The following is a 26,901-nucleotide window of genomic DNA, read 5'->3' as shown; positions in this document are numbered from 1 at the left end:
GATGCGAGCGGTCGCCGGGATCAGCGGCCTCCCCCGGGTGGCGTGGAGGGGAAATACGCCTAGGTTGGACCCGAGAGCGGTCGTGTCCCGCGGCCGCGTGCCCCACCCCTAGGAGGCGGACCATGGACACCTGGATCTGGATCATCATCGGCATCATCGTCCTGCTCATCATCATCGGGCTGGTCGTGGCGTTGTCGCGCGGCTCGAAGGCCAAGCGCCTCGAGCGCGAACGCGCGGAGGCCGAGCAGCTGAGGGTCGAGGCAGCAGAGCGCGAGCGCCGCACCCGCGAGAGCCAGGCGGCCGCGGCCGCCACCGACGCCGACGCCCGTGCGGCCGAGGCCGACGCGCAGCGCCAGGCCGCAGAGGCCGACCGGCAGGCCGCGGAGGCCGAGCAGCGCCGCGTCGAGGCCGAGCGCCTGCAGCAGGAGGCGCAGGCCAAGGCGGACGTCGCGCACCAGGACCGCGAGGCCCACGACGAGGCCCGTCGCCAGGCCGACCTTAAGGACCCTGACGTGCGGACCGACGAGCACGGCAACCGGCTGGACGACGGCGACCGGCTCGGCGACGGCGACCGGGTCGACGACGGCGTGGCGCGTCACGGCCGGGACCCGCAGCACGACGTCGACGCCGACCGCGACGGCTACCGCGACGGCGTCATCGAGTCCGAGGACTCCTACGACGAGCAGCGCCGCGACCACGACGAGCAGCCCCGCGCCTACGACGAGCGCGGTGCCCACCGTCGGGACCAGGGGTACACCGAGGAGCAGGGCGTGCGCGACCGTGACGTCGACATGCCGGGCACCGGGGTGGCGTCCGCCGGCTCGACCCACCCGGAGCACGGCAAGCCGGGCTTCATGGACAAGCTGCGCGGTAAGGTCGACGGCGGCCGCGGCGACGACCGTCCCCGCGGCTGAGCAGACCGACGGTGGGGCCCGTCACCTCCGGGTGGCGGGCCCTCCCCGTGCCCCGACCCCAAGGAGTCACGTGAAGATCGCCATCATCCTCGGCAGCACCCGCCCCGGCCGCCTCGGCGCGCAGGTCGCCGACTGGGTCATGACGCAGGTCGCCGATCGCGACGACGCCGAGTACGAGCTCGTGGACCTCGCCGAGTACGACCTCGACCTGCTCAACGAGCCCACCGTCCCCGGTGCCGCCAAGCGGCAGTACGACAACCCCAAGACGCGGCGCTGGAGCGCCAGGATCGACGAGTTCGACGGCTACGTCTTCGTCACGCCGGAGTACAACCACGGCGTCCCCGCCGCGCTGAAGAACGCCTTCGACGTCCTCTACCCCGAATGGCTGCACAAGGGTGCTGCACTCGTCTCCTACGGCGCCGACGGCGGGGTCCGGGCCGTCGAGCACTGGCGCACGATCCTGGCCAACCCGCAGATGCACGTCGTGCGCGGCCAGGTCTCCTTCTCGACGATGCTCGAGGTGAGCGAGGGTGCCGACGGTGTCGTCTTCGCCCCGGCCGAGCGGCGCGCCAAGGAGCTCGGCAACGTCCTGCGGCAGCTGACCCGGCTGACCGAGGCGACCGCCTCCCTCCGCTCCTGACCAGGCGCGTCCACAGCGGCCTCCCGGCGGGGGAGGCCGCTGTCGCCGTCCGCACGTAGAGTCGGGCCCGTGAGCACCGCGCTGTACCGCCGCTACCGACCCGAGTCCTTCGCCGACGTCATCGGGCAGGAGCACGTGACCGAGCCGCTCATGCAGGCTCTGCGCTCGGGGCGCGTCAACCACGCCTACCTCTTCTCGGGGCCACGCGGCTGCGGCAAGACGACGAGTGCACGCATCCTGGCCCGCTGCCTCAACTGCGAGCAGGGGCCGACACCCACGCCGTGCGGCGAGTGCGACTCGTGCACCGCGCTGGCCCGCGGGGGCGCCGGCACGATCGACGTCATCGAGATCGACGCCGCCAGCCACGGAGGCGTCGACGACGCCCGGGACCTGCGTGAGCGGGCGTCCTTCGGCCCGGCCCAGAGCCGCTACAAGATCTACATCATCGACGAGGCGCACATGGTGACGCCGCAGGGCTTCAACGCCCTGCTGAAGATCGTCGAGGAACCGCCGGAGCACGTGAAGTTCGTCTTCGCGACGACCGAGCCCGAGAAGGTCATCGGCACGATCCGCTCCCGCACCCACCACTACCCCTTCCGGCTCGTCCCGCCGGCCCGCCTGACGGACTACCTGCAGCAGCTGTGCGATGCCGAGGGTGTCCAGGTCGCGCCGGGGGTGCTGTCCTTCGTCGTGCGCGCGGGCGGCGGCTCGGTCCGCGACTCGCTGTCCGTGCTCGACCAGCTCATGGCCGGCAGCGACGAGCAGGGCCTGACCTACGAGCGCGCCGCCGCGCTCCTCGGGTTCACCGACGCCGAGCTGCTCGACTCCGCGGTCACCTCCTTCGGCGCCGGTGACGCCGCGGGCGTCTTCAAGGTCATCGACTCGGTCATCGAGACCGGCCTGGACCCGCGGCGCTTCGTCGAGGACCTCCTCGAGCGCTTCCGTGACCTCATCGTCGTCTCGGCGGCCCCCGATGGGGCCGGCGCGATCCTGCGCGGTCTGCCCGCGGACCAGATCGACCGGATGCTGCAGCAGGCCAGCGTCTTCGGGCCCGCGTCGCTGTCCCGCGCCGCCGACATCGTCAACGCCGGCCTGACCGAGATGACGGGTGCGACCTCGCCCCGCGTCCAGCTCGAGATCATCGCCGCCCGGGTCCTCCTGCCCGCCGCGGCGGGCGAGTCCGGCTATGCCGCGCGCCTGGACCGGATCGAGCGTCGTCTCGAGGTCGGGGGTGTGCCCACGGCCGAAGGGGATCCCCGTCCCGCCCCCCAGGTGGCGGCACCCGTGCAGCAGCCACCTGTGGAGCCGCCGGCGCTCGTGCAGCCGACACCCGTTCAAGCTGCGCCAGCGCCGCCGGCGCCGGAGCGCGAGGCGGCCCCTGCCCCGGAGCCCGAGCCCACGGCGGGACCGACCGCCGAGCCCGCGGTAGCGGCACCGTCGACGGGTGGCATCGACGTCGAGGCGCTGCGTCGTAGCTGGCCCGACGTCCTCGGGCGGATCTACCAGATGCGCCGGGCGACCTGGACCTTCCTGTCCGAGCACGCGCAGGTGCTCAGCTACGACGGGCAGCGGCTCGTGCTCGGGATCGCGACGGTCGGTCTGGCCAACGCCTTCCGCAACGGCTCGCATGCCGAGGTCGTGCGGCAGGCGCTCATCGACTCGCTCGGTGTCGACGCCCGGGTCGAGGGTGTGCCCCACGACACCGGGACGATGCCGACCGGCGGCGGCGCCCAGGCCACGACGACTCGTTCGGCACCCGCCGGTGACCCCGTCGGTGCTCCCGCGCCCTCAGGCCCCTCGGGTGGAGCGGCCTCAGGAGGGGCACCCTCCGACGTCGGCGTCCCGGCACCTGCCGGCGGTCCGTCCGGCCCGGACTGGGGGAGCGCGCCCTCGAGCGCGGCCTCGGCGCCGGCTTGGGCGACCGCAGCCCCCGGCGGGGCGGACGGTCCCACGGCCACCCCGTCCGCGACGGGCGGGCCGGCGTCGGGCGCCGGGGCGCCCCCCTTCCCGGAGCCGACGCCCCGGGCCGAGCCCGATGACTCGTCCGTCAGCGACGACGACGAGGACATCGTCGACGCCGGCGCGGCCGGCCCGGCGGTCATCGAGCGCATCCTCGGGGGCACCGTCATCCGCGAGGAGTGACGAACGGCCTCGCGGCGTACCGCCCGCGCCGGTGTCCCGCGCCGACGGCGCCGGGGCGTAGGGTTCAAGGGTGTACGAAGGCGTGGTCCAGGACCTGATCGACGAGCTCGGGCGACTCCCCGGGGTCGGTCCCAAGAGTGCCCAGCGCATCGCCTTCCACCTCCTGCAGGCCGACCCGCAGGACGTGCAACGACTCGTCCACACCCTCAGCGAGGTCAAGGACAAGGTGACCTTCTGCGAGACCTGCGGCAACGTCGCCGAGGGCCCCCAGTGCCGCATCTGCGCCGACCCGCGCCGCGACGCCACCGCGATCTGCCTCGTCGAGGAGCCCAAGGACGTCGTCGCGATCGAGCGCACCCGCGAGTTCCGCGGTCGCTACCACGTGCTCGGTGGCGCGATCAGCCCGATGGACGGCATCGGCCCCGACGACCTGCGGTTCACCGAGCTCATGTCGCGCCTGTCCGACGGCACCGTCACCGAGGTCATCATCGCGACCGACCCCAACCTCGAGGGCGAGGCCACGGCCTCCTACACGGCCCGGCTGCTCATCCCCTTCGACATCACCGTGACCCGACTGGCCTCGGGCCTGCCCGTCGGCGGTGACCTGGAGTACGCCGACGAGGTGACCCTCGGCCGGGCCTTCGAGGGAAGGAAGCTGCTCAATGCCTGACGAGACCACGCTGCTCGCGGACGAGTGCGCGGCCGAGGCCCGGGCCTGGCTGACGACCGTCGCCGACATCGCCTCCGGCGTCGCCCCCGAGAGCGCCATCCCGCTCCTGCTCCTCACGACGAGCCAGATCCAGCTCGTGGGGGCACGCCTGGGCGCCATCGCCGACGTCGTGCTCGAGCAGCGCTTCGAGGACGATCCCGGTCCCGACACCGAGATCGACCCGCTGCGCACCGGACTGGCCCACCTGCTCGACGGCGTCGACGAGTACGTCGACCTCGTCGACCCCGTCACCTCGCCAGAGACCGCGGGGGGTGCCCTGAGCAACGACCTCGCGATCATCGCCGCCGCTCTGGCGCACGGGCTCGCCCACCACGACGCGGGCCGGGCGACGGAGGCCCTGTGGTGGTGGCAGTACAGCTATCTCGCCGACTGGGGCGACCGGGCGGCGATGGCCGTGCGCGTCCTGCAGACGCTGCTCGCCCACCTGCGGCTTGACGCCGACGCCGACGTCGTCGGCGAGGCCGAGTTCGACGCGCTGAACTCCTGAGCGGCTCGCCTCGGGCGATCGCCGTCGCGCCCAACGGATAGCGGTCATGACATCTGCAGGGTGGACGCGAATGGGTCGTGGGACCGCCGGTCGTTATCCTCGAGGGGTCGTGCCGGTCCGTGCCCGGGCCGGACCCGCGAGATTCCACGGAGTTCTCCCTTGAGCCTGGTTGTCCAGAAGTACGGCGGTTCGTCGCTCGCAGATGCCGAGAGCATCAAGCGCGTGGCCCACCGCATCGTCGAGACGAAGAAGGCGGGGAACGACGTCTGTGTCGTCGTCTCCGCGATGGGTGACACGACCGACGAGCTGCTCGACCTGGCCGAGCAGGTCAGCCCCGTGCCCCCACCGCGCGAGATGGACATGCTCCTCACCGCAGGTGAGCGCATGTCCATGGCCCTGGTCGCCATGGCCATCGCCGACCTCGGGCACAGCGTGCGTTCCTTCACCGGCAGCCAGGCGGGCGTCATCACCGACGCCGCCCACGGCAAGGCGAAGATCATCGACGTGACGCCCGGCCGCATCACCTCCGCGCTCGGCGACCGGCACATCGTCATCGTCGCCGGGTTCCAGGGCGTCAGCCAGGGGACCAAGGAGATCACCACGCTCGGGCGCGGTGGCTCCGACACCACGGCGGTGGCGCTCGCGGCGGCCCTCGAGGCCGACGTGTGCGAGATCTACACGGATGTCGACGGCATCTTCACGGCCGACCCGCGCGTCGTCCCCTCGGCCCGCAAGATCGACAGCATCTCGCACGACGAGATGCTCGAGATGGCGGCCAGCGGCGCCAAGATCCTCCACCTGCGGTGCGTCGAGTACGCGCGCCGCTTCAACATGCCCATCCACGTGCGTTCGTCCTTCTCCTCGAAGGAGGGCACGTGGGTGGTGACCGCCGATCCCGAAGGGACCCAGGACATGGAAGAACCGATCATCGCGGGTGTCGCGCACGACCGCAGCGAGGCCAAGATCACCGTCGTCGGCGTGCCGGACGAGCCCGGCCGCGCCGGGCAGATCTTCACGACCGTCGCGAAGGCCCAGGTCAACATCGACATGATCGTGCAGAACGTGTCCGAGGCCGACACCGGCCGCACCGACATCTCCTTCACCCTCCCGATGAGTGACGGCCAGCGTGCGGTCGAGGCGCTCATGGGCACCAAGGACGAGGTCGGGTTCGCGTCGATCCAGTACGACGACCAGATCGGCAAGCTCTCCCTCGTCGGCGCCGGGATGCGGACCAACCCCGGCGTCTCCGCCACCTTCTTCAGCGCGCTCGCCGGCGCCGGCATCAACATCGAGATGATCTCGACCTCCGAGATCCGCATCTCGGTCGTCACCCGCATCGACCAGCTCGACGAGGCGCTGCGCGCCGTGCACACCGCGTTCGACCTCGACACCGAGGGCGAGGCCGTCGTCTACGGGGGCACCGGTCGGTGACCGCCTTCCCGTCGTCCTCCGCCCGGCCCACGTTGGCCCTGGTGGGGGCGACGGGACGCTTCGCGGAGGCGATCGCCTCCGCGCTCGCTCTGCGGGATGACGCCTGGGGCGAGATCCACCTGCTCGCCCCGGGCGTCTCCACCCGGACCCTGAGCGTCCGGGGCCGGGAGCAGGTCATCGAGCCGCTGCGCGAGGACTCCTTCGAGGGGGTCGACGTCGCCCTGTTCAACCTCGCCCCCGAGATCACCCCTGAGTGGGCGCGACGGGCGGTCGCCGCGGGCGCCGTCGTCGTCGACGCCAGTGCCGCGCACCGTCTTGACCCCGACGTGCCCCTCGTCGTCCCCGGCATCAACTCCGTGCTCGTCGCCGACCGCCCCAAGGGGGTCGTCGCGCTGCCCGGCCCGGTGACCTGGGGGCTCATCGACGCCGCCCATGTCCTGCACCAGGGCTGGGAGCTGCAGCACCTCGTCGTCACCGGCCTCATCGCGGCCGTCTCCAAGTCCGACCGCGGCGTCGCCCGCCTGCGCGAGGAGCTGCACACCGTGGCTGCCGAGCCCTCGATCGGCCAGCACCCCGGCGACGTCCGCGCCGCGGTCTCGGACCTGCCGATCGGCTCGCCCTTCCCGGCCCCGTTGGCGCTCAACGTCATCCCGTGGGTCGGGCAGCCCGACGAAGGGGGATACACCACCGCCGAGCTGGCGGTCGCCGACGAGGTGCGCAAGATCCTGCGCCTGGGTCCGCAGGTGCCCGTCGTCGTCACGCTCGTGCAGGTGCCCGTCGTGCTCGCGCACTCGATGGCGCTGCACGCCCGCTGTGCCCGCCCCGTCGCGATCGACAAGGTGCGCCAAGCCTGCGTCGCCGCCCCCTCGCTCGTCCACCTCGACGAGCAGGACGGCGAGGTCCCGACCCCGGTCGACAGCGTGGGCATCGACCCGCGGTTCGTCGGCCGCATCCGCCAGCCCAAGGGGGCCGGGCACCACGTCGACATGTTCGTCAGCTCCGACACCACGCGCCGCGGGGCGAGCGCGATGCTCGCCGTGGCCGAGATGGTCGGTGCCGAGTCCCGACGGTGACCGGGACGCAACCCTTCCGACACCCGAGTCGTCGACCATGGGGAGCGGCACGCACAGGTCTCGTTCGGAGCACGATCGAGATGTGGGGCTTGTGTGACTGGTGTGGTCACTGTGAATGATGTGACCACCTATACTCGACCGTGGGGACGGACACCGCATGAGGGACCAGGAGGGCGACGTGGATCTGCAGTCTGACGAGGAGCGCGCCTCGTATCGCGTCGTGGGCTTCGACGAGCTCGACGGCTCGGCCGCGGAGCACTACCGCCGGCAGCGTCGGCGCCGGCTCCTGCTCTTCGTCACCCTGCCCGGTCTGATGCTCGGCACCGCGACGGTGGCCACGGCCTACGGCACCGGTCTCATCGGCACCGAGGCGACGGTCTGCGAGCCCATCAGCGAGCCCGCCCCTGAGCGCGACTCCTTCGAGATCCAGCTGCTCAACAGCAACGACACCAACGGCCTCGGCAGCGAGGTCGCCCGCGAGCTGACGCTGCGCGACTTCGACGTCGCCTCCGTCGGCAACGCCGACAGCTCGGTCTACGTCAAGGGTTCGGCGACGATCTACTACGGCGAGGAGGGGCGCGACAACGCGCTGCTGCTGCAGAAGCAGATCCCCGGCGCGAAGATCTGGAACGACGCCCGGCCCGGCGACAGCGTGCAGCTGGTCCTCGGCTACGGCTACGACAAGCTGGTCAAGGAGCCCGAGCCGCCGCTGCCCGCCCCCTCGGAGATCACCCTCAACGTCTACAACACGACGTGGAAGGAAGGTCTGGCCTCGGAGGTCGCCGATGACCTCAGGGACCGCGGGTTCAAGATCAAGGCCACGGGCAACGACCCGCAGATGAGCTTCCTCGAGAAGGAGGTCGCGATCATCCGCTTCGGGCCCGAGGGCCAGCGCTCGGCCAAGCGGCTCGCGCAGCAGATCGAGGGAGCCCAGCTGCAGAAGGACGACCGGACGAGCCGCAAGGTCGACCTCGTGCTCGGCAACAAGTTCGAGCGGCTCAAGCCCGAGTCCCGGGTGCCGCAGGTCAAGCCGTACGTGCGTCCGGCCGAGACGATCCAGAAGCCCTGCGTGCCCGAGGGCTCGTGACCGTCCGCACGGTGGGCCTCCTCACGGCCGGGGGCATCGCGCCCTGTCTCTCCTCGGCGGTCGGCGGGCTCATCGAGCGCTACACGCAGGTCGCTCCCGAGGTGCGGATCGTCGGCTACCTCGACGGGTACGCCGGGCTGCTCACCGGCCGCAGCGTCGAGGTCACCGACGAGGTGCGCTCCCAGGCCTCCCGCCTCCACGACTTCGGTGGCTCCCCGCTCGGCAACTCGCGGGTCAAGCTGACCAACGCGGCCGACTGCGAGCGACGCGGCCTCGTGCGGGCGGGGGAGGACCCCCTTCGCACCGCTGCGGCACAGCTGGCCGCCGACGGCGTCGACGTGCTCCACACGATCGGCGGCGACGACACCAACACGACGGCCGCGGACCTGGCCGCCCACCTGGCGGCGGAGGGCCACGCGATGCGCGTCGTCGGCCTGCCGAAGACCATCGACAACGACATCGTCCCGATCCTGCAGAGCCTCGGCGCCTGGACGGCGGCCGAGCAGGGTGCGCTCTTCGCCCGCAACATCATCGGTGAGCACTCCTCCAACCCCCGGATGCTCGTCGTCCACGAGGTCATGGGCCGGCACAGCGGGTGGCTCACCGCGGAGACCGCACGGCGCTACCGCGCAGACCTGGCCACGCGGCGCTTCGTCCCCGGCATCGGCAACGACCCGCGACGCTGGGACGTCCACGGCGTGTACGTGCCGGAGCTGCCCCTCGACCTCGCGGGTGAGGGCCGGCGCCTTCGGGCGGTCATGGACGAGATCGGGTGCGTCAACCTCTTCGTCGCCGAGGGGGCGGGTGTCGCGGACGTCGTCGCCTCGATGGAGGCCTCCGGCCACGAGGTGCCCCGTGACCCCTTCGGTCACGTGCAGCTCGACCTGGTCAACCCGGGGGAGTACCTCGCCTCGACCTTCGCCGAGGCGCTCGGCGCCGAGAAGGCGAAGGTGTGGAAGTCCGGCTACTTCGCGCGCGCGGCCGCTCCCAACCAGGAGGACCTCGAGCTCATCCGGCGCTGCACCGAGCTGGCCGTCACCGCGGCCCTCGACGGCCGCTCGGGCGTCGTCGGGCAGGACGAGGAGCGTGGCGACGAGCTGCGCGTCGTCGAGTTCGACCGGATCGCCGGCGGCGGGGCCTTCGACCCGGGCGTCGACTGGTTCGCCGACCTCCTCTCCGACATCGGTCAGCACCCCCACCACCGGCACGATTCGAGGTAATCGCGACCGGCTATCCGGTCGCTGGCCCTTCGACCCGTGCTACCTCGACCCGTGCTTGCGCCGCAGCGACCACATCTGGGGCGAGCGCTCGACCTCGACGGCGACGTCCCAGGGCAAGGTGGCGGGTGCGGTCTCGCGGCGGAAGCTGCGCACGAGCCGGCGGGCCAGCTCGGGGTCGGCGGCCACGCGGGCGGCCACGTCCCGGGCGGCCTGCTCGACGTCCTCGTCCTCGTGCGCGGACCAGGCCATGCCGAGGCGGACGGCGTCCTCGCCGCTGACCTCCTCGCCGAAGAGCCCCATCCCCGCGGCGCTCTCCCGCCCGCCGACCCGGGCGAGCAGCGACAGGTGCCCGCCGCCGGGGTGGATCCCGATCTGGGCGAAGCCGGGCAGCAGGCGGGCCGTGCGCGAGACGACGCGCAGGTCGGTCGCCAGGGCGAGGTTGAGGCCCGCCCCTACGGCGGCCCCGCGCACGGCGGCGATCGTGGGCAGGTCGATCGAGCCGATCGTGGTGAAGGCGGAGTAGACCGTCTCCAGGCCGCGGTAGGCCTCGTCCTCGACCGGGTCGGCACCGACGCCGGCGAGGACGTCACGGACCGCACCGGCGCAGAAGTGGCCCCCACCCGTCACGACGACGGCGCCCACCGCTGCATCGGCCTCGGCCGTGCGCGCGGCGTCCACGAGCTGGCGCGACATCTCCACGGACAGCGCGTTGCGCCGGTCCGGGGCGTCGAGGGTGATGGTCGCGATGTGGTCGGCGACCTCGTAGCGGACCTCGGTCATGGTTTTCCCTTCGTGTAGAACCAACGCCCGCCGCGTCGGGTGAACTCGCTGCGCTCGGCCAGCTCGCCGTCCGCGTGCCTGGCGACGAAGTCGACGACGCCGGTCGTGTCGTCGGGTCCCCCGTCGACGACCTCCCGCACCTCGAGCCCGAGCCAGCGGGTGTCGTCCAGGTGGACCTGGGCCGGTCGGGTCCGGCCGTCCCAGGTGCGCCACAGGTGCTCGGCGTTGCCGTAGACGTGGGCTGTGTAGCGGCTGCGCATCAGCTCCTCGGCCGTGCTCGCCTGGCGCTCGCTCGCCAGGAGCGGGCCGCAGCATGCCGCGAGGTCGGCTCCGGAGCCACAGGGGCAGAGGTCGGTGCTCATGGCAGCAGGGTAGTCAGGCCTGCTCGGACCGACGCTCGGCCAGGTCGGCGGCCAGCGGGCGGACGGAGACGGCGACGAGGGCGAGGGCGCACGGTACGAGGACCGCGAAGCCGAGGCTGAGGTAGCCTCCTGCGCCGATGACGCCGCCGAGGACGAAGAGCAGGACGAGCGAGCCGAGCATCCGCAGCTTGGGCCAGTCACCCTGCACAGGCTCCAGGTCGGTGCGTCGGCTGCGGTAGCTGAGCTTGCCCAGCTCGATGCCGATGTCGGTCACCATGCCCGTGATGTGCGTCGTGCGGATCTGGGCGCCGGAGATCTTCGTGATGATCGCGTTCTGCAGGCCCATCGTGAAGCACAGGACCGGGACGAAGACGAGCTCGCGCCAGGACACCGTCAGCTCCTCCGCGAGCAGGCCGAAGACGAGCATCAGCGTCCCCTCGCCGAGCAGGACGTTGGCGTAGCGGCTGCGCAGGCCACGACGGCGCCCCCAGTTGAAGATCACCGCGCAGGCCATCGCGCCGGTGACGAAGCTCGCGATCGACAGCAGGCCGATGCCGACGAGGTAGTAGTCGCCGAGGACGAGGTGATCGGCGACCTGCGCGCCCACGCCCGTCATGTGCGAGGTGTAGAAGGCGACGGCGACGAAGCCGACCGAGTTGAGCACGCCGGCGACGAGGGCGAGGAGGGTCGCCAGCTGGTGGTTGAGCTCCGGGGTCCGCTCGGCGCCCGCGATGCGCGTGAGGAAGCCGGGGCGCGCCATGGCACGGAGGTTATCCCTCACGCACGAGGTGCCGTGGAGCGGATGTGCTGGGTGAGCGTCGTCCTGAGGGTCGCGGCGTCGCGGGCCTCGAGGAGGTCGACGAGCTGGTCGTGCTCCCGGGCGAGCGCGAGCATGTGCCGCTGCGGCGTCGGCTCACCGAGACGGGCGAGCCGGACGAAGGCGCCGAGCTGGTCGAGCAGCTGCAGGAGAGTGGGCATGCCCGCGACCTGCGCCAGCGCGCGGTGGAAGGCCTCGTCGCTGCCGAGGAAGGCTGCTGCGTCGCCCCCCTTCGCCTCCCGCCGCTGCCGGGCGACGAGGAGCCGCAGCCGGTCGACGTCCTCGTCGGTGCGGCGCTCGCAGGCCGCCTCCACTGCGGCACCTTCCAGTGCGGTGCGAAGGGAGGCGACCTCGCGCCGGTGGTCCTCGGAGACGTCGACGACGTGCAGCTGGCGTCGGGCGCCGGGCACGAGCAGCCCCTCGCTCGTGAGGGCGCGCAGCGCCTCGCGCACGGGGGTGCGCGAGACGCCGTGGGCCGTGGCCATCGCGGCCTCGTCGACCGCCTCGCCGGGGGCGAGGGAGCCGTCGAGGATCGCGGCGCGCAGCGCGGCGTGGACCTGTCCGGCCTTGGTCGTCGCCGAGGGCGCGGTGCTCACCTGGCGAAGATCATCGACTCGTCGGCAAAGGCCTTGAACTCCATGGCGTTGCCGGCCGGGTCGAGGAAGAACATCGTCCACTGCTCGCCTGCCTGGCCCTCGAACCGCAGGTAGGGCTCGATGACGAACTCGGCGCCCGCGGCCTGCATCTTGCCGGCGAGGTCGTGGAAGTCGTCGTACGAGAGGACCGCGCCGAAGTGCGGGACCGGCACCTGGTGGTCGTCGACGGGGTTGTGCCCGGCGGGCCCGGGCGAGCCGTCCGCGGTCTGGTGCGTCACGACCTGGTGGCCGTAGAAGTTCCAGTCGACCCACAGGGTGTCCGAGCGCCCCTCCTCGAGGCCGAGGACGCCGCCGTAGAAGGCACGGGCTGCGGCGATGTCGTCGACGGGGATGGCCAGGTGGAAGCAGGGGCGGTGGGTCACGGGTCCTCCTCGGTACAGATGATGTATACAACGCTACCCAATGTATACAACCGGCGCCAAGGTCGGGCACGAAAGAACCGGCCCCGATCCTGGAGGACCGGAGCCGGTTCAGCGGGTCGGGGTGACAGGATTTGAACCTGCGGCCTCTTCGTCCCGAACGAAGCGCGCTACCAAGCTGCGCCACACCCCGAAGCGTGCACCACCTGCTCGAGGCGGCGACAAGGAAGGATAACCCAGTCCCCGGCCCGAGCCACAATCGGGGTCAGCGCCCGGTCCGCCGCGGACCCGGGGCGGTGGGCGCGAGCCGCTCCGTCACCGTGTCGGTCAGGCCGGTCTCGCTCGGCCCGGTCGGCTCGGTCGGTTCGGTCGTCTCGCCCGTCCCGGTGCCGGTGGGGTCCGGGCCCGGGACGGTCGTCGTCGACTCGGTCGCGGGGGGCGTGTACGGAGGCGTGTACTCCGGCGTCGGCGGCGGGGTCCACGTCTCGGTGGGCGGCGGCGTCCAGGTGTCGGTCGGCGGCGGGGTCCACTCGCTGGTCGTCGTCGGCTCGGGCTCGGGCGCCTGGGTGGTGGTCGGCTCCGGGGCCGTCGTCTCCACGGTGCTCGCGGAGGAAGACGTCGATGTCGACGTCGTCGAGCTCTTCCTCGTCCTCGTGGACGAGCTCGACGAGGTGGAGGGCTGGCTCGTCGACAGGTTGGGTGCCGGGGGCAGGTCCGCGACGGGCGCGGCCCCGGCGAGGGCCCAGGCGGAGGACCCGCAGGCGAAGACCGCCGCGACCGCCAGGGCGGCCACCTCGCGTGCGTTCATCGATCGAGTCCTTCCGGGACGAGGGTCATGAGCGTGGCCTCTGGTCGGCAGGCGAAGCGTACAGGCGCGAAGCGCGACGCCCCGAGGCCCGCGGACACGTGCAACCACGCCGCGTCGTCCGGCCCGCTGCCCGCGCGACCGGCACCCGGCCACCAGCGCGAGACCCCCTTCGCCCGACGTCGGTCGAGGTCGCAGTTGGTGACGAGCGCGCCGTACCCCGGTACGCACAGCTGGCCGCCGTGGGTGTGGCCGGCGATGACGAGCCGCGCGCCGTCGCCCGTCATCGCGTCGAGGACGCGCCGGTACGGCGCGTGCGTGACGCCGATCGTGGTCGTCGCGGTCGGGTCGGCGGGCGCGCTCACCGCGGCGTAGTCGTCCCGATGGATGTGCGGGTCGTCGACGCCCACGAGGTCCAGGCGATCGGCACCGACGGTGATGCTCGTGCGCGCGTTGTCGAGGTCGACCCACCCGCGCTCGGTCATGCCGGAGCGCAGCTCGTCGGTCGGCAGCGCGATCCTGCGGCCGACGATCTCGGCGTGGTTCGTGGTGAGGTAGCGGGCCGGGTTCTTCAGGACCGGCGCGTGGTAGTCGTTGGAGCCCATGACGAAGACCCCCGGGCGCTCGAGCAGCGGCCCCATCGCGGCGAGCGCGGCGGGGACGGCCTCGAGGTGACTGAGGTTGTCGCCCGTGTTGACGACGAGGTCCGGCTCGAGCGCGGCGAGCGATCGGATCCACTCGGCCTTGGCGCGCTGACCGGGGACCATGTGGATGTCACTGAGCTGCAGGACCCGCACGGGCAGCGAGCCGGCGCGCAGCACCGGCAGCGTGTAACGGCGCAGGGCGAAGAGCCGCGGCTCGACGAGCGTCCCCCAGGCCATGACGGCGGCTCCGGTGGCGGCGATCCCGGCCACGGACCGGACGAAGGGGGAGGAGGTCACCGCCCCATCTTGGCAAAGTCGGCGGACGCCGCGTGCCGACACTGCGACAATCGGGTCATGACCGACACTCTCAAGGACACCCTCCAGCACGACCTCCACACGGCGATGCGCGCCCGTGAGCAGGTCCGGGTCGCCACGCTGCGCATGGTGCTCACCGGCATCAGCAACGAAGAGGTCTCCGGCACCGAGGCCAAGCAGCTCACCGACGCGGAGACGCTCAAGGTCGTCGCCAAGGAGGCCAAGAAGCGCAAGGAGTCGGCCACCGCCTTCCGTGACGCCGGTCGCCCCGAGCTCGCCGAGCGCGAGGAGGCCGAGCTCGCCGTCCTCGCGGAGTACCTGCCCGAGCAGCTCGGTGACGACGAGCTCACCGCCATCGTCGACCGCGCCATCGCGCAGGTCGGCGCGACCTCGATGGCGCAGATGGGTCAGGTCATGGGGGTGGCCCAGGCCGAGGCTGCCGGTCGCGCCGACGGTGGCGCCATCGCGGCCAAGGTCAAGGCGCGCCTGGCCGGCTAGTTGCCGCCCGACGGCTTGGCGGTCTTCTTGGGCTTCGTCGGCCTGGGCTTGGACGTCGTCGTGGGGGCAGAGGTCGTGGTCGGCGCCGGTGTCGAGGTCGTGCTCGGCCTCTGCGTCGTCGTGGGAGCCGGCTGCTGGGTCGTCGTGACCGGCGGCGGCGGCGGCGGTGTGAACGTCGTGCTCGGCGGCGGCGGCGGGGTGTAGGGCGGGATGCCGTTGGAGATGTACATCGTCACGGTCGCACCCTTGAGTGCCTTGCCGCTCGGCTGCGTGTAAGCGATGGCGCCGGCCTGGACGCTGCTGTTGACCTGGCCGCCCTCCTTGACCTTGAAGCCGGCCTTCTCCAGGGCGGCCCGGGCCTGGGTCGGCCCCTGGCCGGTGACGTCGGGAATGGTGCGCAGGTCGCCGTTGACGACCTTCTTGCTCGGCTTGGCGAAGCGCTTCTTCGCCATCCCCTCCGAGGCCTCGTTCATGATCTCCTGCCAGATCGGCGCCGCGATCGTGCCGCCGAAGACCTGGTCGTAGTACCGGTCACCGAGGGTGATGCCGTCCATGTCGTACTCGCGGATCGGGGAGCCGACCCAGATCGCCGTGGACAGCTGCGGGGTGTACCCGGCGAACCAGGACTGCTTGTGGTTGTCCGTCGTGCCGGTCTTGCCCGCGGCCTGGCGTCCGTTGGCGAGGTCGTTGCCCGCGGCGGTGCCACCGGTCTCGAGCGGCCCGAGGAGCAGCTGGGTCACCCCCCGGGCGACGTCCTTGTCGATGACCTGCTTGCACGGGCGTGGGGTGATCTTCAGCTTCTTGCCGGTGGCCGTCGTGATCGACTCGATCGGGTTGGGCGGGCAGTACTTGCCGTCCGCTGCCAGGGTCGCGTAGCTGGACGCGAGCTGGAGGGGGGAGGTCGAGTCCGAGCCGAGGACGAGGTTGGAGATGGCGTAGTCGCCCTTGGCCTTCTTGCCGCCGCTGTAGGTCAGGCCGTAGGGGAGGCCGTAGCCGTCCACGAGACCCATCTTCGACATGACCTTGGGGATGTTGCACGAGCCGACGTCGGAGGCGAGCTGTGCGAAGGCGGTGTTGATGGACTTCTTCGTCATCTCGGCGAGGGTCATCCTCCCGCCGATCTGGTAGTCGTTCGACACCGCCCACGTCGGGTCGTTGGTCGTGCAGCCCTTCTGGAAGTCGCCCGGGGAGAAGTTGTGCGGGTTCTTCACACCCGCCGGGGGAGCGTTGACGGTCGAGGTGAGCGGCTTGCCCTTCTCGAGCGCCGCGACGAGGGCGTACATCTTGGCCGTCGAGCCGATGGCGAAGCCGTTGGTGCCGCCGTACTGGGCGGGGACGCTCCACGCCTGCTCGGAGTAGCGGGTCGAGGCCTTCTTGAGGCCGATCTTGTACGTCGAGGTCTGGGCGATGGCCCGGACCTTGCCGGTGCCCGGCTCGACGAGGGCGCCGGCGGCGCCGAACCGCTCGGTGCCGGTGGGGACGCGCTCGGTGAGGTCGTCCTTGAGCTTCTTCTGCCAGTCGCGACGCAGTGTGGTCCTGATCTTCAGACCGCCGGTGTTGACGGCGAGCATGCGCGCATCGGGGTCGGGTCCGAGCTCGGGCATCGTGCGCAGGTACTGGATGACGTAGTTGCAGAAGTACGGGTCGGCGGCCTTGGAGCAGGTGCCGCCCTCGTTCTTCTTGATCTTCAGCATGTCCTCGACGTCCTTGGCCTTGGCCGCGTCCGCCTGGGCGGGGGTCACCATGCCGAGCTGCTGCATCCGCGTGAGGACGAGGTCCCGGCGCTCCTGCACCTCGTCGGGGTTGGTGCGCATGTTGAGGCGGCTCGGCGACTGGACCACGCCGGCAAGGGTCGCCGACTCGGCGAGGTCGAGGTCCTTGGCGTGCTTGCTGAAGAAGTGCTGCGCGGCCGCCTCGACCCCGTAGGCCTGGTCGCCGTACAGGGCCAGGTTGAGGTAGCCGGCGAGGATCTGGTCCTTGGTGTGCGTCTTCTCGACGTTGAGGGCGTACTTGAGCTCCTGCAGCTTGCGGCTGTAGGTCTGCTCCGTCGCCGCGGTGATGCCGGCCTCGTCGCCTTGGGCGCGGGCCTTCTCGACGAGCATGAGCTTCACGTACTGCTGGGTGATCGAGGAGCCGCCCTGGGTCTGGCCGGCCGAGGCGTTGGACACGAGCGCGCGGGTGGTGCCGCGCACGTCGATGCCGCCGTGCTCGTAGAAGCGGCTGTCCTCGATGGCGATCTGCGCCTTGCGCATCGTCGGCGAGATCTTGCTCAGCGGGACGACGATGCGGTTGTCGGCATACGGGGTGGCGAGCAGCTTGTTGTCGGCCGAGTAGATCTTCGACTGCTGCGACAGGGCACTGGCCGTGAACTCCTCGTCCAGCTCGTTGAACGCGGTGGCGGTCGACTTGGCCGCGCCACCGGTCGCTCCCGCGATCGGGATGACGATGCCCGCACCGACGAGGCCGAGGCCCACCGCCACGGCCAGGAAGACGCCGAGCAGGCGGAAGAGGTGCGGCATCCCTGAGTCAGACATGCGGCACAGGGTAACGAAGCAACCTGTGCGGGTCGGGGACCCCGCGCAGCCGGTCAGCTCCCGTCGAGCGCCTCAGCGATCTCGCGCAGACCCTCCAGGTCGTGGATGTCGAGCGGGTGCGCGGGGACGGTACCCAGGGGGACGCCCGGGTGGTTGGTGCGGAAGCGGGTGATCACCTGCCGGTGGCGGGCGGCAGTCTCGGCGACCTCCGTGTGCACCCGGAGGAGGGCGGCCGCGACCGCGTGGCCCCCGGTCTCCTCGAGCTGCGCGGCCGCGTCCTCGGCGCGGCCGGCGCCGAGCTGCTTGGCCGAGGCGACCTGCACCCGGTTGACGACGACGCCGGCCAGCGGCATCCGGTCGCTCGCCAGCCGCTCGATGAAGAAGCCGGCCTCGCGGATGGCGTCCCGCTCCGGGGAGGCCACGACGACGAAGGCGGTCTCCGGACGGGCGAGGAGGGCGTAGGTCTGGTCGGCCCGCTCGCGGAACCCGCCGAACATCGTGTCCATCGCGGCGACGAAGGTCTGCACGTCCCGCAGGAACTCGCCACCGAGCAGCTTGCTCATGATCCCGCCCGCGACCGAGACGCCGGCGGTGAAGACCTTGAGCGAGGCGCGCCCGCCGACCTTCGCGGGTCCGGTGAGCAGGCGGATGAAGCGCCCGTCGAGGAAGGACCCGAGCCGCTTGGGGGCATCGAGGAAGTCCAGGGCCGAGCGCGACGGCGGGGTGTCGACGATGACCAGGTCCCAGTCACGCGACCCGTCGGCCATCTGCGCGCGCAGCTGGCCCAGCTTTTCCATCGCCATGTACTCCTGGGTGCCCGCGAAGGAGCTCGACACGGCGATGTAGAAGGGGTTGGCGAGGATCTGCGCGGCCTTGTCGGGGCTGGCGTGGGACTCGACGACCTCGTCGAAGGTCCGCTTCATGTCGAGCATCATCGCGTCGAGCGAGCCGCCGGCCGAGGTGTCGATGCCGGCGACGGGGCGCGGGGTGTTGTCGAGCTCCTCGAGCCCGAGCGACTGGGCGAGCCGACGGGCCGGGTCGATCGTCAGCACGACGACCCGCCGCCCCTCCTCGGCCGCCCGCACGGCGAGGGCCGCGGCCGTCGTGGTCTTGCCGACCCCTCCGGAGCCGCAGCAGACGATGATCCGCCGCCCCGGGTCGCCGATGACGGCGTCGAGGTCGAGCACGGGGCCCTGACGGGTCGCCATCACACACCGCCCTGCTCGTCGAGGACCTCGGCGAGCACGCGCAGGTCGCCGGACTCGACCCCGTCGGTGAGGTGGGGCAGCACCCGCAGCGGCACCGGCAGAGCGCCGAGCACCTCGCGCTGCTCGGCCTGGAGCCGTGAGCGGTGGACGTGGTCGGCGCCCTCCCGCAGCAATCCGCTGACGAGCGCAGGTCCCGCCGTGATGTCGACCAGCGCCAGCGCCTCCTCGAGTGCGGTCTGCACCTCCGGTTCGCCCGAGGCGATGGCCTCGGCGTCCTCGTCGGCCACGAGCGGCTGTCGCACGTCGTTGGCGACGACCGAGCCGACCCGCAGGGACAGCTCACCCAGCTCCTCGATGGCGTCGAGCGTCTCCTGCACGGGCATCTCCTCGAGCAGCGTCACGAGGTGCACCGCGGTCGTCGGGCTCTGGAGCATCCGGGTGATCGAGTCGGCCTGGTTGCGGATCGGTCCGACCCTCGCGACCTCGGACACCTCCGAGTTCACTGCGAGGAAGCGGCCGATGCGTCCCGTCGGGGGCGCGTCGAGGATGACGGAGTCGAAGACGGGACGCTTCTTCGCCCCCTTCGTCACCCGCCCGGCGGCCTCGTAGACGCGACCGATGAGCAGGACGTCGCGCACGCCGGGGGCGATCGTCGTCGCGAAGTCCACCGCGCCGACCCGCTCGAGCACGGAGCCCGCGCGACCGAGCTTGTAGAACTTCTGCAGGTACTCCAGCAGCGCGGTCTTGGCGTCGACCGACAGGCCGACGACCTCACCGCCCGAGGGGTCGGTCACCAGGGTGCGCTCCTCGGTGCCGAGCGGGGCCACGTCCAGGACCTGGGCCAGACCCTGCCGCCCCTCGACCTCGGCGAGCAGGACGCGCTGGCCACGGGCGGCGAGCGCGAGCGCCATGGCGGTCGCGACGGTCGTCTTGCCCGTGCCGCCCTTGCCGGAGACGACGTGCAACCGCACGGGGGAGGTGGAGGGACCGGTCACGTGATCACCCTACGAGTAGGGTGCGGCCATGACCCAGTGGGAGTACGCAACCGTGCCGCTCATCGTCCACGCGACCAAGCAGATCCTCGACCAGTGGGGCGAGGACGGCTGGGAGCTCGTCCAGGTCCTGCAGGGCGACGGGGGCAACCTCGTGGCCTACCTCAAGCGACCCAGGGCCGCCTGATGGGACGCATCGACGAGCGCCTCGCAGAGCTGTCCATCACCCTGACCGACCCGCCCGCTCCGGCCGGCGCCTACGTCCCGGCCATCGTCGACGGTGACCACGTCCTCACCTCGGGCCAGCTGCCGCTCGTCGACGGCTCGCTCCCCGCGACCGGTCACGTCGGCGCGGAGGTCGACCCGGAGACCGCGAAGGACCTGGCCCGGACCTGCGCGATCCACGCGCTCGCTGCCATCCGCCAGGCCGTGGGCGACCTCGACCGGGTCGAGCAGGTCGTCAAGGTCGTCGGCTTCGTCTCCAGCGCCCCCGACTTCACGGGGCAGCCGGGGGTCATCAACGGCGCCAGCGAGCTGCTCGGCGAGGTCTTCGGCACCGCGGGTGAGCACGCCCGTTCGGCGGTCGGCGTGGCGGCCCTGCCGCTCGGCTCGCCCGTCGAGGTCGAGGTGACCGTCCGGGTCCGTCACTGATGGCCCAGCGCGACTTCCTGCTGGGAGCCCGGGCCCAGCAGGTCCTCGGGCTCGACGTCGAGCCCTCCGGTGATGGGCCGGTGCGGGCCAAGCTCGCCTCCACCGTCATGCTCCTGCGCGACGACGAGGGCCCGCTCGAGGTCTTCATGCTGCGCCGGGCGGGGTCGATGGCCTTCGCGGCATCGATGCACGTCTTCCCCGGCGGGGGCGTCGACCAGCGCGATGCCGAGGACGAGCTGCCGTGGGCCGGGCCGAGCGTGGCCGAGTGGGCCGAGGAGCTCAGCACCGACGAGGCCAGTGCGCGCATGCTCGTCGCCGCGGCGGTCCGCGAGATCTTCGAGGAGACCGGCGTGCTCCTCGCCTCTCCGGTCGATGACGAAGGGGGCGTCCCCCACCTCGACCCAGCCCTCGCGGCCGTGCTGCGCGCCCGCCTCGTGCGGCGCGAGATCGGTTTCGGCGACGTGCTCCTCGACCAGCACCTCGTCCTGCGCAGCGACCTGCTGCGCTACCGGGCCCACTGGATCACCCCGGAGGTCGAGCCGCGTCGCTACGACACCCGCTTCTTCGTCGCGGCGGTGCCGGAGGGGCAGGACCCCGACGGCGACACGAGCGAGGCCGATCTGTCCGAGTGGGTGCGCCCCTCGGGGGTGCTCGACGCCTTCGCCGACGGCGACCTGCTCCTCATGCCGCCCACGATCGTCTGCCTCGAGCAGCTCGCCGAGGTCAGCACGGTGCGGGCCGCCCTCGACCAGGACGTCGACGTCGCCCCGGTCATGCCGCACCCGGTCCTCACCGAGGCCGGTCCGGCGATGCGGGCCGACCTGCCGTGAGCGCAGCGGTCGCGCCGGAGCCCTCTGCCCCCTTCGGCTCGTGGGCGGGAGGAGCGGTGACCCCGCACGCCTACTGCCTCCTCCAGGGCAACCCCGGGCCGATGACCCTCGACGGGACCAACACGTGGGTCCTCCTCGAGCCCGGTGGCACCGAGGCAATCGTCATCGACCCCGGTGAGGACGAGGCCGCCCATCAGCAGCGGGTCGTCGACCACGTCGCCGCGCTCGGTGCCCGCGTGTCGCGGATCGTGCTCACCCACGGGCACCTCGACCACAGCCAGGGCGCTCCGCGCCTCGCCGACCTGACCCGTGCTCCCGTGCAGGCGGTCGGTCGGGGTCACGACGACCTCGTCGACGGCGACGTGCTGCGGGCCGGCAGCCTCGAGGTGCGGGTCGTGGCGACGCCCGGGCACACGTCCGACTCGGTCTCCTTCGCGCTGACCGCCGACCACGCCCTGCTCACCGGCGACACGATCCTCGGGCGCGGGACGACGGTCGTGGCCCACCCGGACGGCGAGCTCGCGGCCTACCTCGACTCGCTCGAGCGCATCCGCGGGCTCACCGGTGACGGCGAGGTGACCGCGATCCTGCCCGGCCACGGCCCCACGGTCCCCGACGCGGCTGCGATGGTGGACTTCTACCGGAGGCACCGCCGCGAGCGGCTCGAGCAGGTGCGGGCGGCGCTCGCCGACGGGGCCGGCGACGCCGACGCCGTCGTGGCGCGCGTGTACGCCGACGTCGACCGCTCGGTCTGGCCCGCGGCGAGGATGTCCGTCCTCGCCCAGATGGCCCACCTCGAGCAGGTCGGCTGACCGGTACCCCGCGCACGACGAGGGCCCGGATGCTCGTGCATCCGGGCCCTCGTCGTGCCAGGGGTCAGCGTGCGCGACGCTGCAGGCGCTCGACGTCGGTGAGCAGGACCGCGCGGGCCTCGAGGCGCAGCCAGCCGCGTGAGGCGAAGTCGGCCAGCGCCTTGTTGACCGTCTCGCGGGAGGCGCCGACGAGCTGGGCGAGCTCCTCCTGGGTGAGGTCGTGGGCGACCATGACGCCCTCCTCGACCGGGCGGCCGAAGCGCTGGCTCAGCTCGAGCAGCGCCTTCGCGACGCGACCGGGGACGTCGGTGAAGACGAGGTCGGCGAGGTTCTCGTTGGTGCGGCGCAGGCGGCGGGCCAGCGCGGCGAGCAGCGTGCCGGCGATGCGTGGGTGCGCCCCGAGGAGCTGCGTGAGCTGCTCGTTGCCGAGCCCGATGAGCTGCGTCTCGGCGACGGCGGTGGCGGTCGCGGTGCGCGTCCCGGGGTCGAAGAGGCTGAGCTCGCCGAGCATCTCGGACGGACCGAGGATCGCCAGCAGGTTCTCCCGGCCGTCGGTCGAGGTGCGGCCGAGCTTGATCTTGCCCTCGGTGATCACGTACAACCGGTCGCCCTGGTCGCCCTCGTTGAAGAGGACGTCCCCACGCTCCATGCGCACGGGGGTCATGGTCGCCATCACCTCGGCGGCGGAGTCGTCGTCAAGGGTCGCGAAGAGCGGGGCGCGGCGTACGACATCGAGGTTCACAGAGGGCAGTGTGCCACGGGGCACCTGCCGTAGGGGGCCTAGGCTGCGGGGGTGTCTGCCGAACGCGTCGAGTCCCCGCTCGCCCTGGTCCGCCGTGCCCGCAGGATGTACCGGATGCTGCACGAGCGCTACCCGTACGCCCACTGCGAGCTCGACTTCGACACCCCGCTGCAGCTGCTCGTCGCGACGGTGCTGTCCGCGCAGACGACCGATCTCACGGTCAACAAGGTGACCCCGCTCCTCTTCTCCCGGTGGCCGACGGCTGCCGACCTCGCCGCCGCTGAGCGCACGGAGATGGAGGAGGTCCTGCGGCCCACGGGCTTCTTCCGGGCCAAGACCGCCTCCGTCCTCGCACTGGGCGCCGCGATCGTCGAGCGGCACGAAGGGGAGGTCCCGCCCCGCCTCGCCGACCTCGTCAAGCTGCCCGGCGTGGGCCGCAAGACCGCCAACGTCGTCCTGGGCAATGCCTTCGGGGTCCCGGGGATCACCGTCGACACGCACTTCGGCCGGCTCGCCCGTCGCATGGGCTGGACGGACGAGGAGGACCCGGTCAAGGTCGAGCACGCGGTCGGTGAGCTCTTCCCCCGCAAGGACTGGACGATGCTCAGCCACGTCCTGATCTTCCACGGCCGACGCACCTGCCACGCCCGCCGCCCCGCGTGCGGCGCCTGCCCGGTCGCCCGGCTGTGCCCCTCCTACGGTGTGGGGGAGACCGACCCGGACAAGGCCGCCAAGCTCCTCAGGTACGAGCTCGCTCCCGGTGCGCAGGCGGCGACGCGATGACGGCGCTCGTGCGTCCCCCGGAGTGGCTGCTGCGGGCGGAGGAGAACCTGCGGGCCGACCAGCCCGCCTGGTTCAGGGACTTCGCGCCCCCGCAGGACGTCGCCCGTCGGTCCGCGGTCCTCATGCTCGTGGCGCAGGGGGAACGGGGGCACGACATCGTGCTCACCGAGCGCTCGCACGCGCTGCGCAGCCACGCGGGCCAGGTCTCCTTCCCGGGAGGTCGGCTCGACCCCGGCGAGGGGCCGGTCGAGGCCGCCCTGCGCGAGACGTGGGAGGAGGTCGGGGTCGACCCGCAGGGCGTGGAGGTCGTCGGGTCCTTCCCCGACCTGTGGCTCAGCCCCTCGCAGAACGCCGTGACGCCGGTCCTCGGCTGGTGGGGTGCGCCCGGCCCGCTGCGGGTCGTCGACCCGGGTGAGGTCGCCCGCGTCGAACGGATCCCCGTGGACGACCTCGTGGACCCGGCCAACCGCTTCACGGTGAAGGGACCGAGCGGTTACGTCGGGCCGGGTTTCGAGGTGGCCGACCTCTTCGTGTGGGGCTTCACCGCCCAGCTGCTCTCGGTGCTGCTCGACGCCTCGGGACTCACCCGGCCCTGGGACGACGGCAGACGGCGCCGCCTCCCGTTGCGCTTCGTGCGCCAGTACGTCAGTGCGTCGGGTGGGCGATGGCCAACCACTCGATGAGGGCCGAGGTGGTCTCCGTGGGAGCCTCCTCAGGGACGAAGGCCCCCGCGCCGGCCATGGTCCGCACGGTGAGCGGGCCGGAGACATGGCGTTCGCACTCGGCGGCCATCGTCGTCAGGGAGGTGGGGTCCTCGGAGCCGTGCAGGTGCAGGACCGGGACCTCGATGCGGGCCTTGACCCGCTGCAGGTAGCGGACCCCCTGCGGGGTGAGCCGGCAGCGGTAGAACCAGCGGTGGTACTCCGCGGCGGCCACCCCGGCGAAGGGGAAGGACATCGCCTCGGTGTAGCGCTCGACGACCTCGTCGGTGATCCACGCATGGTCCGGCCCGGACCACGCGCGCAACCGTCGGGCCACGCTCGGTGACTGGCGCTCGGAGGCGAAGGGGGTCTGCATCGCCCGCAGGTACCGGTTGGCGCGCCACTGGACCGGGTGGCGCCACATCGCGTGGTGGAAGACCGCCGGGTGGGGCATGCCGATCGGGGCGATCGCCGCGGTCACCTCGGGATGGTGCGTGGGCATGCTCCACACGAAGGTCGCGCCGAGCCCGAGCCCGACGAAGGCGACCCTCTCGGCGCCCAGGCTGCGCACGATCGCCGCGAGGTCGTCGCACGCCGTCGGCGCGTCGTACCCGCTCGGCGGCTTGTCGCTCGCCCCGAAGCCGCGCAGGTCGACGGCCACGGCGCGGTAGCCGGCGGCGGCGACGGCCGGCAGCTGCGCACGCCAGGCCCACCAGAACTGCGGGTAGCCGTGCACGAAGAGGACGACGGGCCCGGTCCCCGTCGTGGTGACGTGGAACCGGGCCCCGTTGGCGGAGATGAAGCGGTGCTCCCACGGACCCTCGACGAGGGCGGCCGCGGCGTCGGGCGGGTTCAGCTGCCCGGCTTGATCGCGGCAACCGTCTCCTGCGCGTTGCGGATCGCCTTCTGCGGGACGGTGTTCTCCTTGGCCTTCTTGAGGGCCTTCAGGCCGATGAGGCCGAGCACCGCGGCGATCGCGAGGAGCACGACGGTGACGATGAGGTAGCCGGCCCACAGGGGCAGCCAGATCGCGATGACCTGGGCGAGGGTGTGGAAGAGGAAGATCAGCCCGAGGAGCCCGAGGAAGGCGGCGCCGCCGAGCAGGGCGGCCCCCTTGCCGCCGAAGGACAGGCCCTTGGTGACCTCCGCCTTGGCGAGCTTGATCTCGCTCTGGACCAGGGCCGAGATGTCGTGCGAGGCGTCGGCGACGAGTTGGCCGACGGTGCGCTCGGTCTCCCCGGGCGCGGGCTGACCGATCCGCCGACGCGTGGCGGGATCGCTGCTGCCGGTGGTGGTGCGGGGCTGGTCGTTGCTCATGCTGCTCCTGGTCCCAGTGGATCGGGTGCCACAACCGGGGTGGCCTGTGCATGAGCCAGCCTACCCACGAGTCGGCTGGGTTCGCGGTCACAGCAGTGCGGCCCGCCAGGCGGCCTGTCGGTGCCCGAGGGCGAAGGGGGAGGAACAGGACGACGAAGTCCGGGTGAACCTTCCCGCGCCACACCCGGGATCGGCGACCCCGGCGGGCGAAGGGGGGGACCATCGAGACATGACCTACGGCGAGGAGACGGAGCCTCTCGCGATCGCGCACCGCGGTGGCGCGCACCTCGCGCCCGAGAACACCCTGGCGGCCTTCTCGATGTCGACGGCGCTGGGGCTGCGCTACCTGGAGTCGGACATCAGGCTCACCGCCGATGGAGAGCTCGTCTGCTTCCACGACGAGGTGCTCGACCGGTGCACGACGGGCACGGGTCGGATCGGCGCGCGCACCCTGGCGGACCTGCGCCGCACCGTGCGCGTCGGGGGGACGGAGCCGATCCCCACGCTCGAGGAGGCGCTGACGACCTTCCCGGACGCGTGCTTCACCGTCGACCTGAAGAACCGGGCGGCCATCGCGCCCATGGCCCGCCTCCTCCAGCGCCGTGACTTCGCCGAGCGGGTGTGCGTCGCCGGTGCGTGGGACGGGTGGCTGCAGCTGCTCGCCTCCCAGGCGCCCCACCTGCGCACCGCGCTCGGGTGGCGATCGCTCGTCGCCCTGATCTCCGCGTCCAAGGCGGGTGTGCAGCCACCGTCGTCGGTGGTGCGGGGTCGGTTCGCCCACGTCCCCGTCCGTCTCGGGCGGCTGCCCATCCACTCGCCCTCCCTCGTGCGGCGGGCACACCGGCTGGGCGTGCGGGTGGTGGTGTGGACCGTCGACGAGCCGGGGCTGATGCACGAGCTCCTCGACATGGGTGTGGACGGGATCATCACCGACCGGCCGGACGTCCTGCGCACGGTGATGATCAGCCGCGGGACGTGGACCCCCATGCGGGGAGACACCCAGAACCCCGGAATACCGGCCGATTTGGCAACCTCGGGATCGGTGTCCTAATGTTCTCGATGTCAGCCCGACAGGGAGGAACGGACACCAAGCGGTGACTCGCTGAAGTCGCCCCAGGCAGGCCGGTCCCACGAGTTGACAGCCCCCATCCGATGTACGCGGATCAGGTCGGCGGCCACCCAGGTGGTCGCGGACAGACCAAGATCCGGGGATTTGGAACCGAGCAGCTGCGCTGCTACGGTGGGCCACCGCTGAAGATCCAAGCGCGATCAGCGTCGGCCGCTCCGAGAGCGGATCACGAAGTTGACGCCCAAGCGTGGACAGCGGTAAGTTTGAGAAGTTGCCCCTTGTGCGGGCCGCCTGGTTTGGGT

Annotated in this window: 30 protein-coding genes and 1 tRNA gene; 17 read left to right on the top strand and 14 right to left on the bottom strand. The window is 72.0% G+C overall.

Translation table 11 applies throughout. The features are described from left to right. Window positions 1–122: 122 nt before the first annotated feature. The 9 genes from ABC138_RS07135 to ABC138_RS07095 all read left to right on the top strand — a co-directional run bounded on the left by ABC138_RS07135 (window position 123) and on the right by ABC138_RS07095 (window position 9,724). Entirely contained in the window at window positions 123–914 is a 792-nt protein-coding gene (locus tag ABC138_RS07135) for a hypothetical protein (RefSeq protein WP_345913120.1), read from the top strand. Between the two features lie 70 nt (window positions 915–984). Continuing rightward, window positions 985–1,554, top strand: a complete 570-nt coding sequence (locus ABC138_RS07130; protein ID WP_068424307.1) for an NAD(P)H-dependent oxidoreductase — start codon at window positions 985–987, stop codon at window positions 1,552–1,554. A 69-nt stretch (window positions 1,555–1,623) separates the two neighbouring features. Next, window positions 1,624–3,696, top strand: a complete 2,073-nt coding sequence (locus ABC138_RS07125; RefSeq protein ID WP_345913119.1) for a DNA polymerase III subunit gamma and tau — start codon at window positions 1,624–1,626, stop codon at window positions 3,694–3,696. A gap of 70 nt (window positions 3,697–3,766) precedes the next feature. After that, on the top strand, window positions 3,767–4,366 hold the full coding sequence (gene recR / locus ABC138_RS07120) for a recombination mediator RecR (RefSeq protein ID WP_068329608.1): 600 nt from the start codon (window positions 3,767–3,769) through the stop codon (window positions 4,364–4,366). Next, window positions 4,359–4,913 (top strand): DUF5063 domain-containing protein, encoded by a 555-nt coding sequence (locus ABC138_RS07115; protein WP_068329610.1) that lies wholly within the window; start codon window positions 4,359–4,361, stop codon window positions 4,911–4,913. Before recR ends, ABC138_RS07115 begins: the two co-directional genes overlap by 8 nt. Window positions 4,914–5,072: 159 nt before the next feature. Further along, window positions 5,073–6,344, top strand: a complete 1,272-nt coding sequence (locus tag ABC138_RS07110; protein WP_068329613.1) for an aspartate kinase — start codon at window positions 5,073–5,075, stop codon at window positions 6,342–6,344. Then, window positions 6,341–7,417 (top strand): Asd/ArgC dimerization domain-containing protein, encoded by a 1,077-nt coding sequence (locus tag ABC138_RS07105; protein ID WP_345913118.1) that lies wholly within the window; start codon window positions 6,341–6,343, stop codon window positions 7,415–7,417. Before ABC138_RS07110 ends, ABC138_RS07105 begins: the two co-directional genes overlap by 4 nt. Before the next feature lie 178 nt (window positions 7,418–7,595). Beyond that, window positions 7,596–8,504, top strand: coding sequence for a LytR C-terminal domain-containing protein (locus ABC138_RS07100; protein ID WP_345913117.1), 909 nt, complete (start codon window positions 7,596–7,598; stop codon window positions 8,502–8,504). Continuing rightward, a complete protein-coding gene (locus ABC138_RS07095) occupies window positions 8,501–9,724 on the top strand; it encodes a pyrophosphate--fructose-6-phosphate 1-phosphotransferase (RefSeq protein ID WP_345913116.1) in 1,224 nt (407 codons plus the stop codon). The genes ABC138_RS07100 and ABC138_RS07095 overlap by 4 nt, the downstream gene beginning before the upstream one ends. A gap of 39 nt (window positions 9,725–9,763) precedes the next feature. Here ABC138_RS07095 and ABC138_RS07090 read toward each other — a convergent pair whose 3' ends face one another. From ABC138_RS07090 to ABC138_RS07055, 8 genes are all read right to left on the bottom strand, one after another. Beyond that, window positions 9,764–10,504, bottom strand: coding sequence for an enoyl-CoA hydratase-related protein (locus ABC138_RS07090; RefSeq protein WP_345913115.1), 741 nt, complete (start codon window positions 10,502–10,504; stop codon window positions 9,764–9,766). After that, window positions 10,501–10,866, bottom strand: a complete 366-nt coding sequence (locus ABC138_RS07085; protein ID WP_338537540.1) for a YchJ family metal-binding protein — start codon at window positions 10,864–10,866, stop codon at window positions 10,501–10,503. The genes ABC138_RS07090 and ABC138_RS07085 overlap by 4 nt, the downstream gene beginning before the upstream one ends. A 13-nt stretch (window positions 10,867–10,879) precedes the next feature. After that, window positions 10,880–11,626, bottom strand: a complete 747-nt coding sequence (locus ABC138_RS07080; RefSeq protein ID WP_345913114.1) for a YoaK family protein — start codon at window positions 11,624–11,626, stop codon at window positions 10,880–10,882. Window positions 11,627–11,643: 17 nt separating this feature from the next. After that, a complete protein-coding gene (locus ABC138_RS07075) occupies window positions 11,644–12,279 on the bottom strand; it encodes a GntR family transcriptional regulator (RefSeq protein ID WP_068329638.1) in 636 nt (211 codons plus the stop codon). Next, window positions 12,276–12,701 carry a VOC family protein gene (locus ABC138_RS07070; RefSeq protein ID WP_169702085.1) on the bottom strand — a complete coding sequence of 142 codons (426 nt, stop codon included), beginning with the start codon at window positions 12,699–12,701 and terminating at the stop codon, window positions 12,276–12,278. The genes ABC138_RS07075 and ABC138_RS07070 overlap by 4 nt, the downstream gene beginning before the upstream one ends. Before the next feature lie 116 nt (window positions 12,702–12,817). Beyond that, window positions 12,818–12,891: transfer RNA gene (locus ABC138_RS07065), tRNA-Pro, on the bottom strand. Window positions 12,892–12,963: 72 nt separating this feature from the next. Continuing rightward, window positions 12,964–13,506: a hypothetical protein gene (locus ABC138_RS07060; RefSeq protein WP_170307681.1), complete on the bottom strand. Its 543-nt coding sequence runs from the start codon at window positions 13,504–13,506 to the stop codon at window positions 12,964–12,966. Then, window positions 13,503–14,384 carry a metallophosphoesterase gene (locus ABC138_RS07055; RefSeq protein WP_345913257.1) on the bottom strand — a complete coding sequence of 294 codons (882 nt, stop codon included), beginning with the start codon at window positions 14,382–14,384 and terminating at the stop codon, window positions 13,503–13,505. Before ABC138_RS07055 ends, ABC138_RS07060 begins: the two co-directional genes overlap by 4 nt. 117 nt (window positions 14,385–14,501) lie before the next feature. Here ABC138_RS07055 and ABC138_RS07050 point away from each other — a divergent pair, with 117 nt between their 5' ends. Then, on the top strand, window positions 14,502–14,960 hold the full coding sequence (locus ABC138_RS07050; protein WP_068329655.1) for a GatB/YqeY domain-containing protein: 459 nt from the start codon (window positions 14,502–14,504) through the stop codon (window positions 14,958–14,960). On the opposite strand, the gene ABC138_RS07045 is transcribed toward ABC138_RS07050, so the two are convergent. The 3 genes from ABC138_RS07045 to ABC138_RS07035 are packed head-to-tail and all read right to left on the bottom strand — an operon-like array spanning window position 14,957 to window position 19,697. Beyond that, window positions 14,957–17,494, bottom strand: coding sequence for a penicillin-binding protein (locus ABC138_RS07045; protein ID WP_345913113.1), 2,538 nt, complete (start codon window positions 17,492–17,494; stop codon window positions 14,957–14,959). The genes ABC138_RS07050 and ABC138_RS07045 overlap by 4 nt on opposite strands. Before the next feature lie 53 nt (window positions 17,495–17,547). Then, window positions 17,548–18,702 carry an ArsA-related P-loop ATPase gene (locus tag ABC138_RS07040; RefSeq protein ID WP_345913112.1) on the bottom strand — a complete coding sequence of 385 codons (1,155 nt, stop codon included), beginning with the start codon at window positions 18,700–18,702 and terminating at the stop codon, window positions 17,548–17,550. Beyond that, complete coding sequence (locus tag ABC138_RS07035) at window positions 18,702–19,697, bottom strand: ArsA-related P-loop ATPase (RefSeq protein WP_345913111.1); 996 nt, start codon at window positions 19,695–19,697, stop codon at window positions 18,702–18,704. The genes ABC138_RS07040 and ABC138_RS07035 overlap by 1 nt, the downstream gene beginning before the upstream one ends. A 28-nt stretch (window positions 19,698–19,725) precedes the next feature. Between ABC138_RS07035 and ABC138_RS07030 the strand changes: the two genes are divergently transcribed. From ABC138_RS07030 to ABC138_RS07015, 4 genes are read left to right on the top strand one after another with little or no spacing between them, the layout of a single operon-like run. Next, window positions 19,726–19,881 (top strand): DUF4177 domain-containing protein, encoded by a 156-nt coding sequence (locus ABC138_RS07030; RefSeq protein ID WP_169702087.1) that lies wholly within the window; start codon window positions 19,726–19,728, stop codon window positions 19,879–19,881. Beyond that, on the top strand, window positions 19,881–20,345 hold the full coding sequence (locus ABC138_RS07025) for a RidA family protein (RefSeq protein ID WP_345913110.1): 465 nt from the start codon (window positions 19,881–19,883) through the stop codon (window positions 20,343–20,345). Before ABC138_RS07030 ends, ABC138_RS07025 begins: the two co-directional genes overlap by 1 nt. Then, complete coding sequence (locus ABC138_RS07020) at window positions 20,345–21,175, top strand: NUDIX domain-containing protein (protein WP_169702088.1); 831 nt, start codon at window positions 20,345–20,347, stop codon at window positions 21,173–21,175. The genes ABC138_RS07025 and ABC138_RS07020 overlap by 1 nt, the downstream gene beginning before the upstream one ends. Next, the gene (locus ABC138_RS07015; RefSeq protein ID WP_082807786.1) at window positions 21,172–21,987 is read left to right on the top strand and encodes an MBL fold metallo-hydrolase; all 816 of its coding nucleotides are present in this window, start codon (window positions 21,172–21,174) and stop codon (window positions 21,985–21,987) included. Before ABC138_RS07020 ends, ABC138_RS07015 begins: the two co-directional genes overlap by 4 nt. Window positions 21,988–22,051: 64 nt before the next feature. On the opposite strand, the gene ABC138_RS07010 is transcribed toward ABC138_RS07015, so the two are convergent. Further along, on the bottom strand, window positions 22,052–22,729 hold the full coding sequence (locus tag ABC138_RS07010; protein ID WP_068329667.1) for a Crp/Fnr family transcriptional regulator: 678 nt from the start codon (window positions 22,727–22,729) through the stop codon (window positions 22,052–22,054). A 105-nt stretch (window positions 22,730–22,834) separates the two neighbouring features. Between ABC138_RS07010 and nth the strand changes: the two genes are divergently transcribed. Next, window positions 22,835–23,512 (top strand): endonuclease III, encoded by a 678-nt coding sequence (nth, locus tag ABC138_RS07005; RefSeq protein ID WP_082807787.1) that lies wholly within the window; start codon window positions 22,835–22,837, stop codon window positions 23,510–23,512. Then, window positions 23,509–24,195: a CoA pyrophosphatase gene (locus ABC138_RS07000; protein WP_068329672.1), complete on the top strand. Its 687-nt coding sequence runs from the start codon at window positions 23,509–23,511 to the stop codon at window positions 24,193–24,195. Before nth ends, ABC138_RS07000 begins: the two co-directional genes overlap by 4 nt. Here ABC138_RS07000 and ABC138_RS06995 read toward each other — a convergent pair. Beyond that, window positions 24,158–25,012, bottom strand: coding sequence for an alpha/beta hydrolase (locus ABC138_RS06995; protein ID WP_345913255.1), 855 nt, complete (start codon window positions 25,010–25,012; stop codon window positions 24,158–24,160). The two genes, ABC138_RS07000 and ABC138_RS06995, sit on opposite strands and share 38 nt — an antisense overlap. A gap of 53 nt (window positions 25,013–25,065) precedes the next feature. After that, window positions 25,066–25,530: a phage holin family protein gene (locus tag ABC138_RS06990; RefSeq protein WP_082807789.1), complete on the bottom strand. Its 465-nt coding sequence runs from the start codon at window positions 25,528–25,530 to the stop codon at window positions 25,066–25,068. Window positions 25,531–25,759: 229 nt separating this feature from the next. Between ABC138_RS06990 and ABC138_RS06985 the strand changes: the two genes are divergently transcribed. Further along, on the top strand, window positions 25,760–26,581 hold the full coding sequence (locus ABC138_RS06985) for a glycerophosphodiester phosphodiesterase family protein (protein WP_338537546.1): 822 nt from the start codon (window positions 25,760–25,762) through the stop codon (window positions 26,579–26,581). Window positions 26,582–26,901 lie beyond the last annotated feature (320 nt).

Origin of the sequence: Janibacter sp. LM, assembly GCF_039631275.1 — a bacterium.
Classification (GTDB): Bacteria; Actinomycetota; Actinomycetes; order Actinomycetales; family Dermatophilaceae; genus Janibacter; species Janibacter terrae.
Note: the sequence above shows the minus strand (reverse complement) of the source record. Positions and strands in the feature narration are given on the sequence as shown.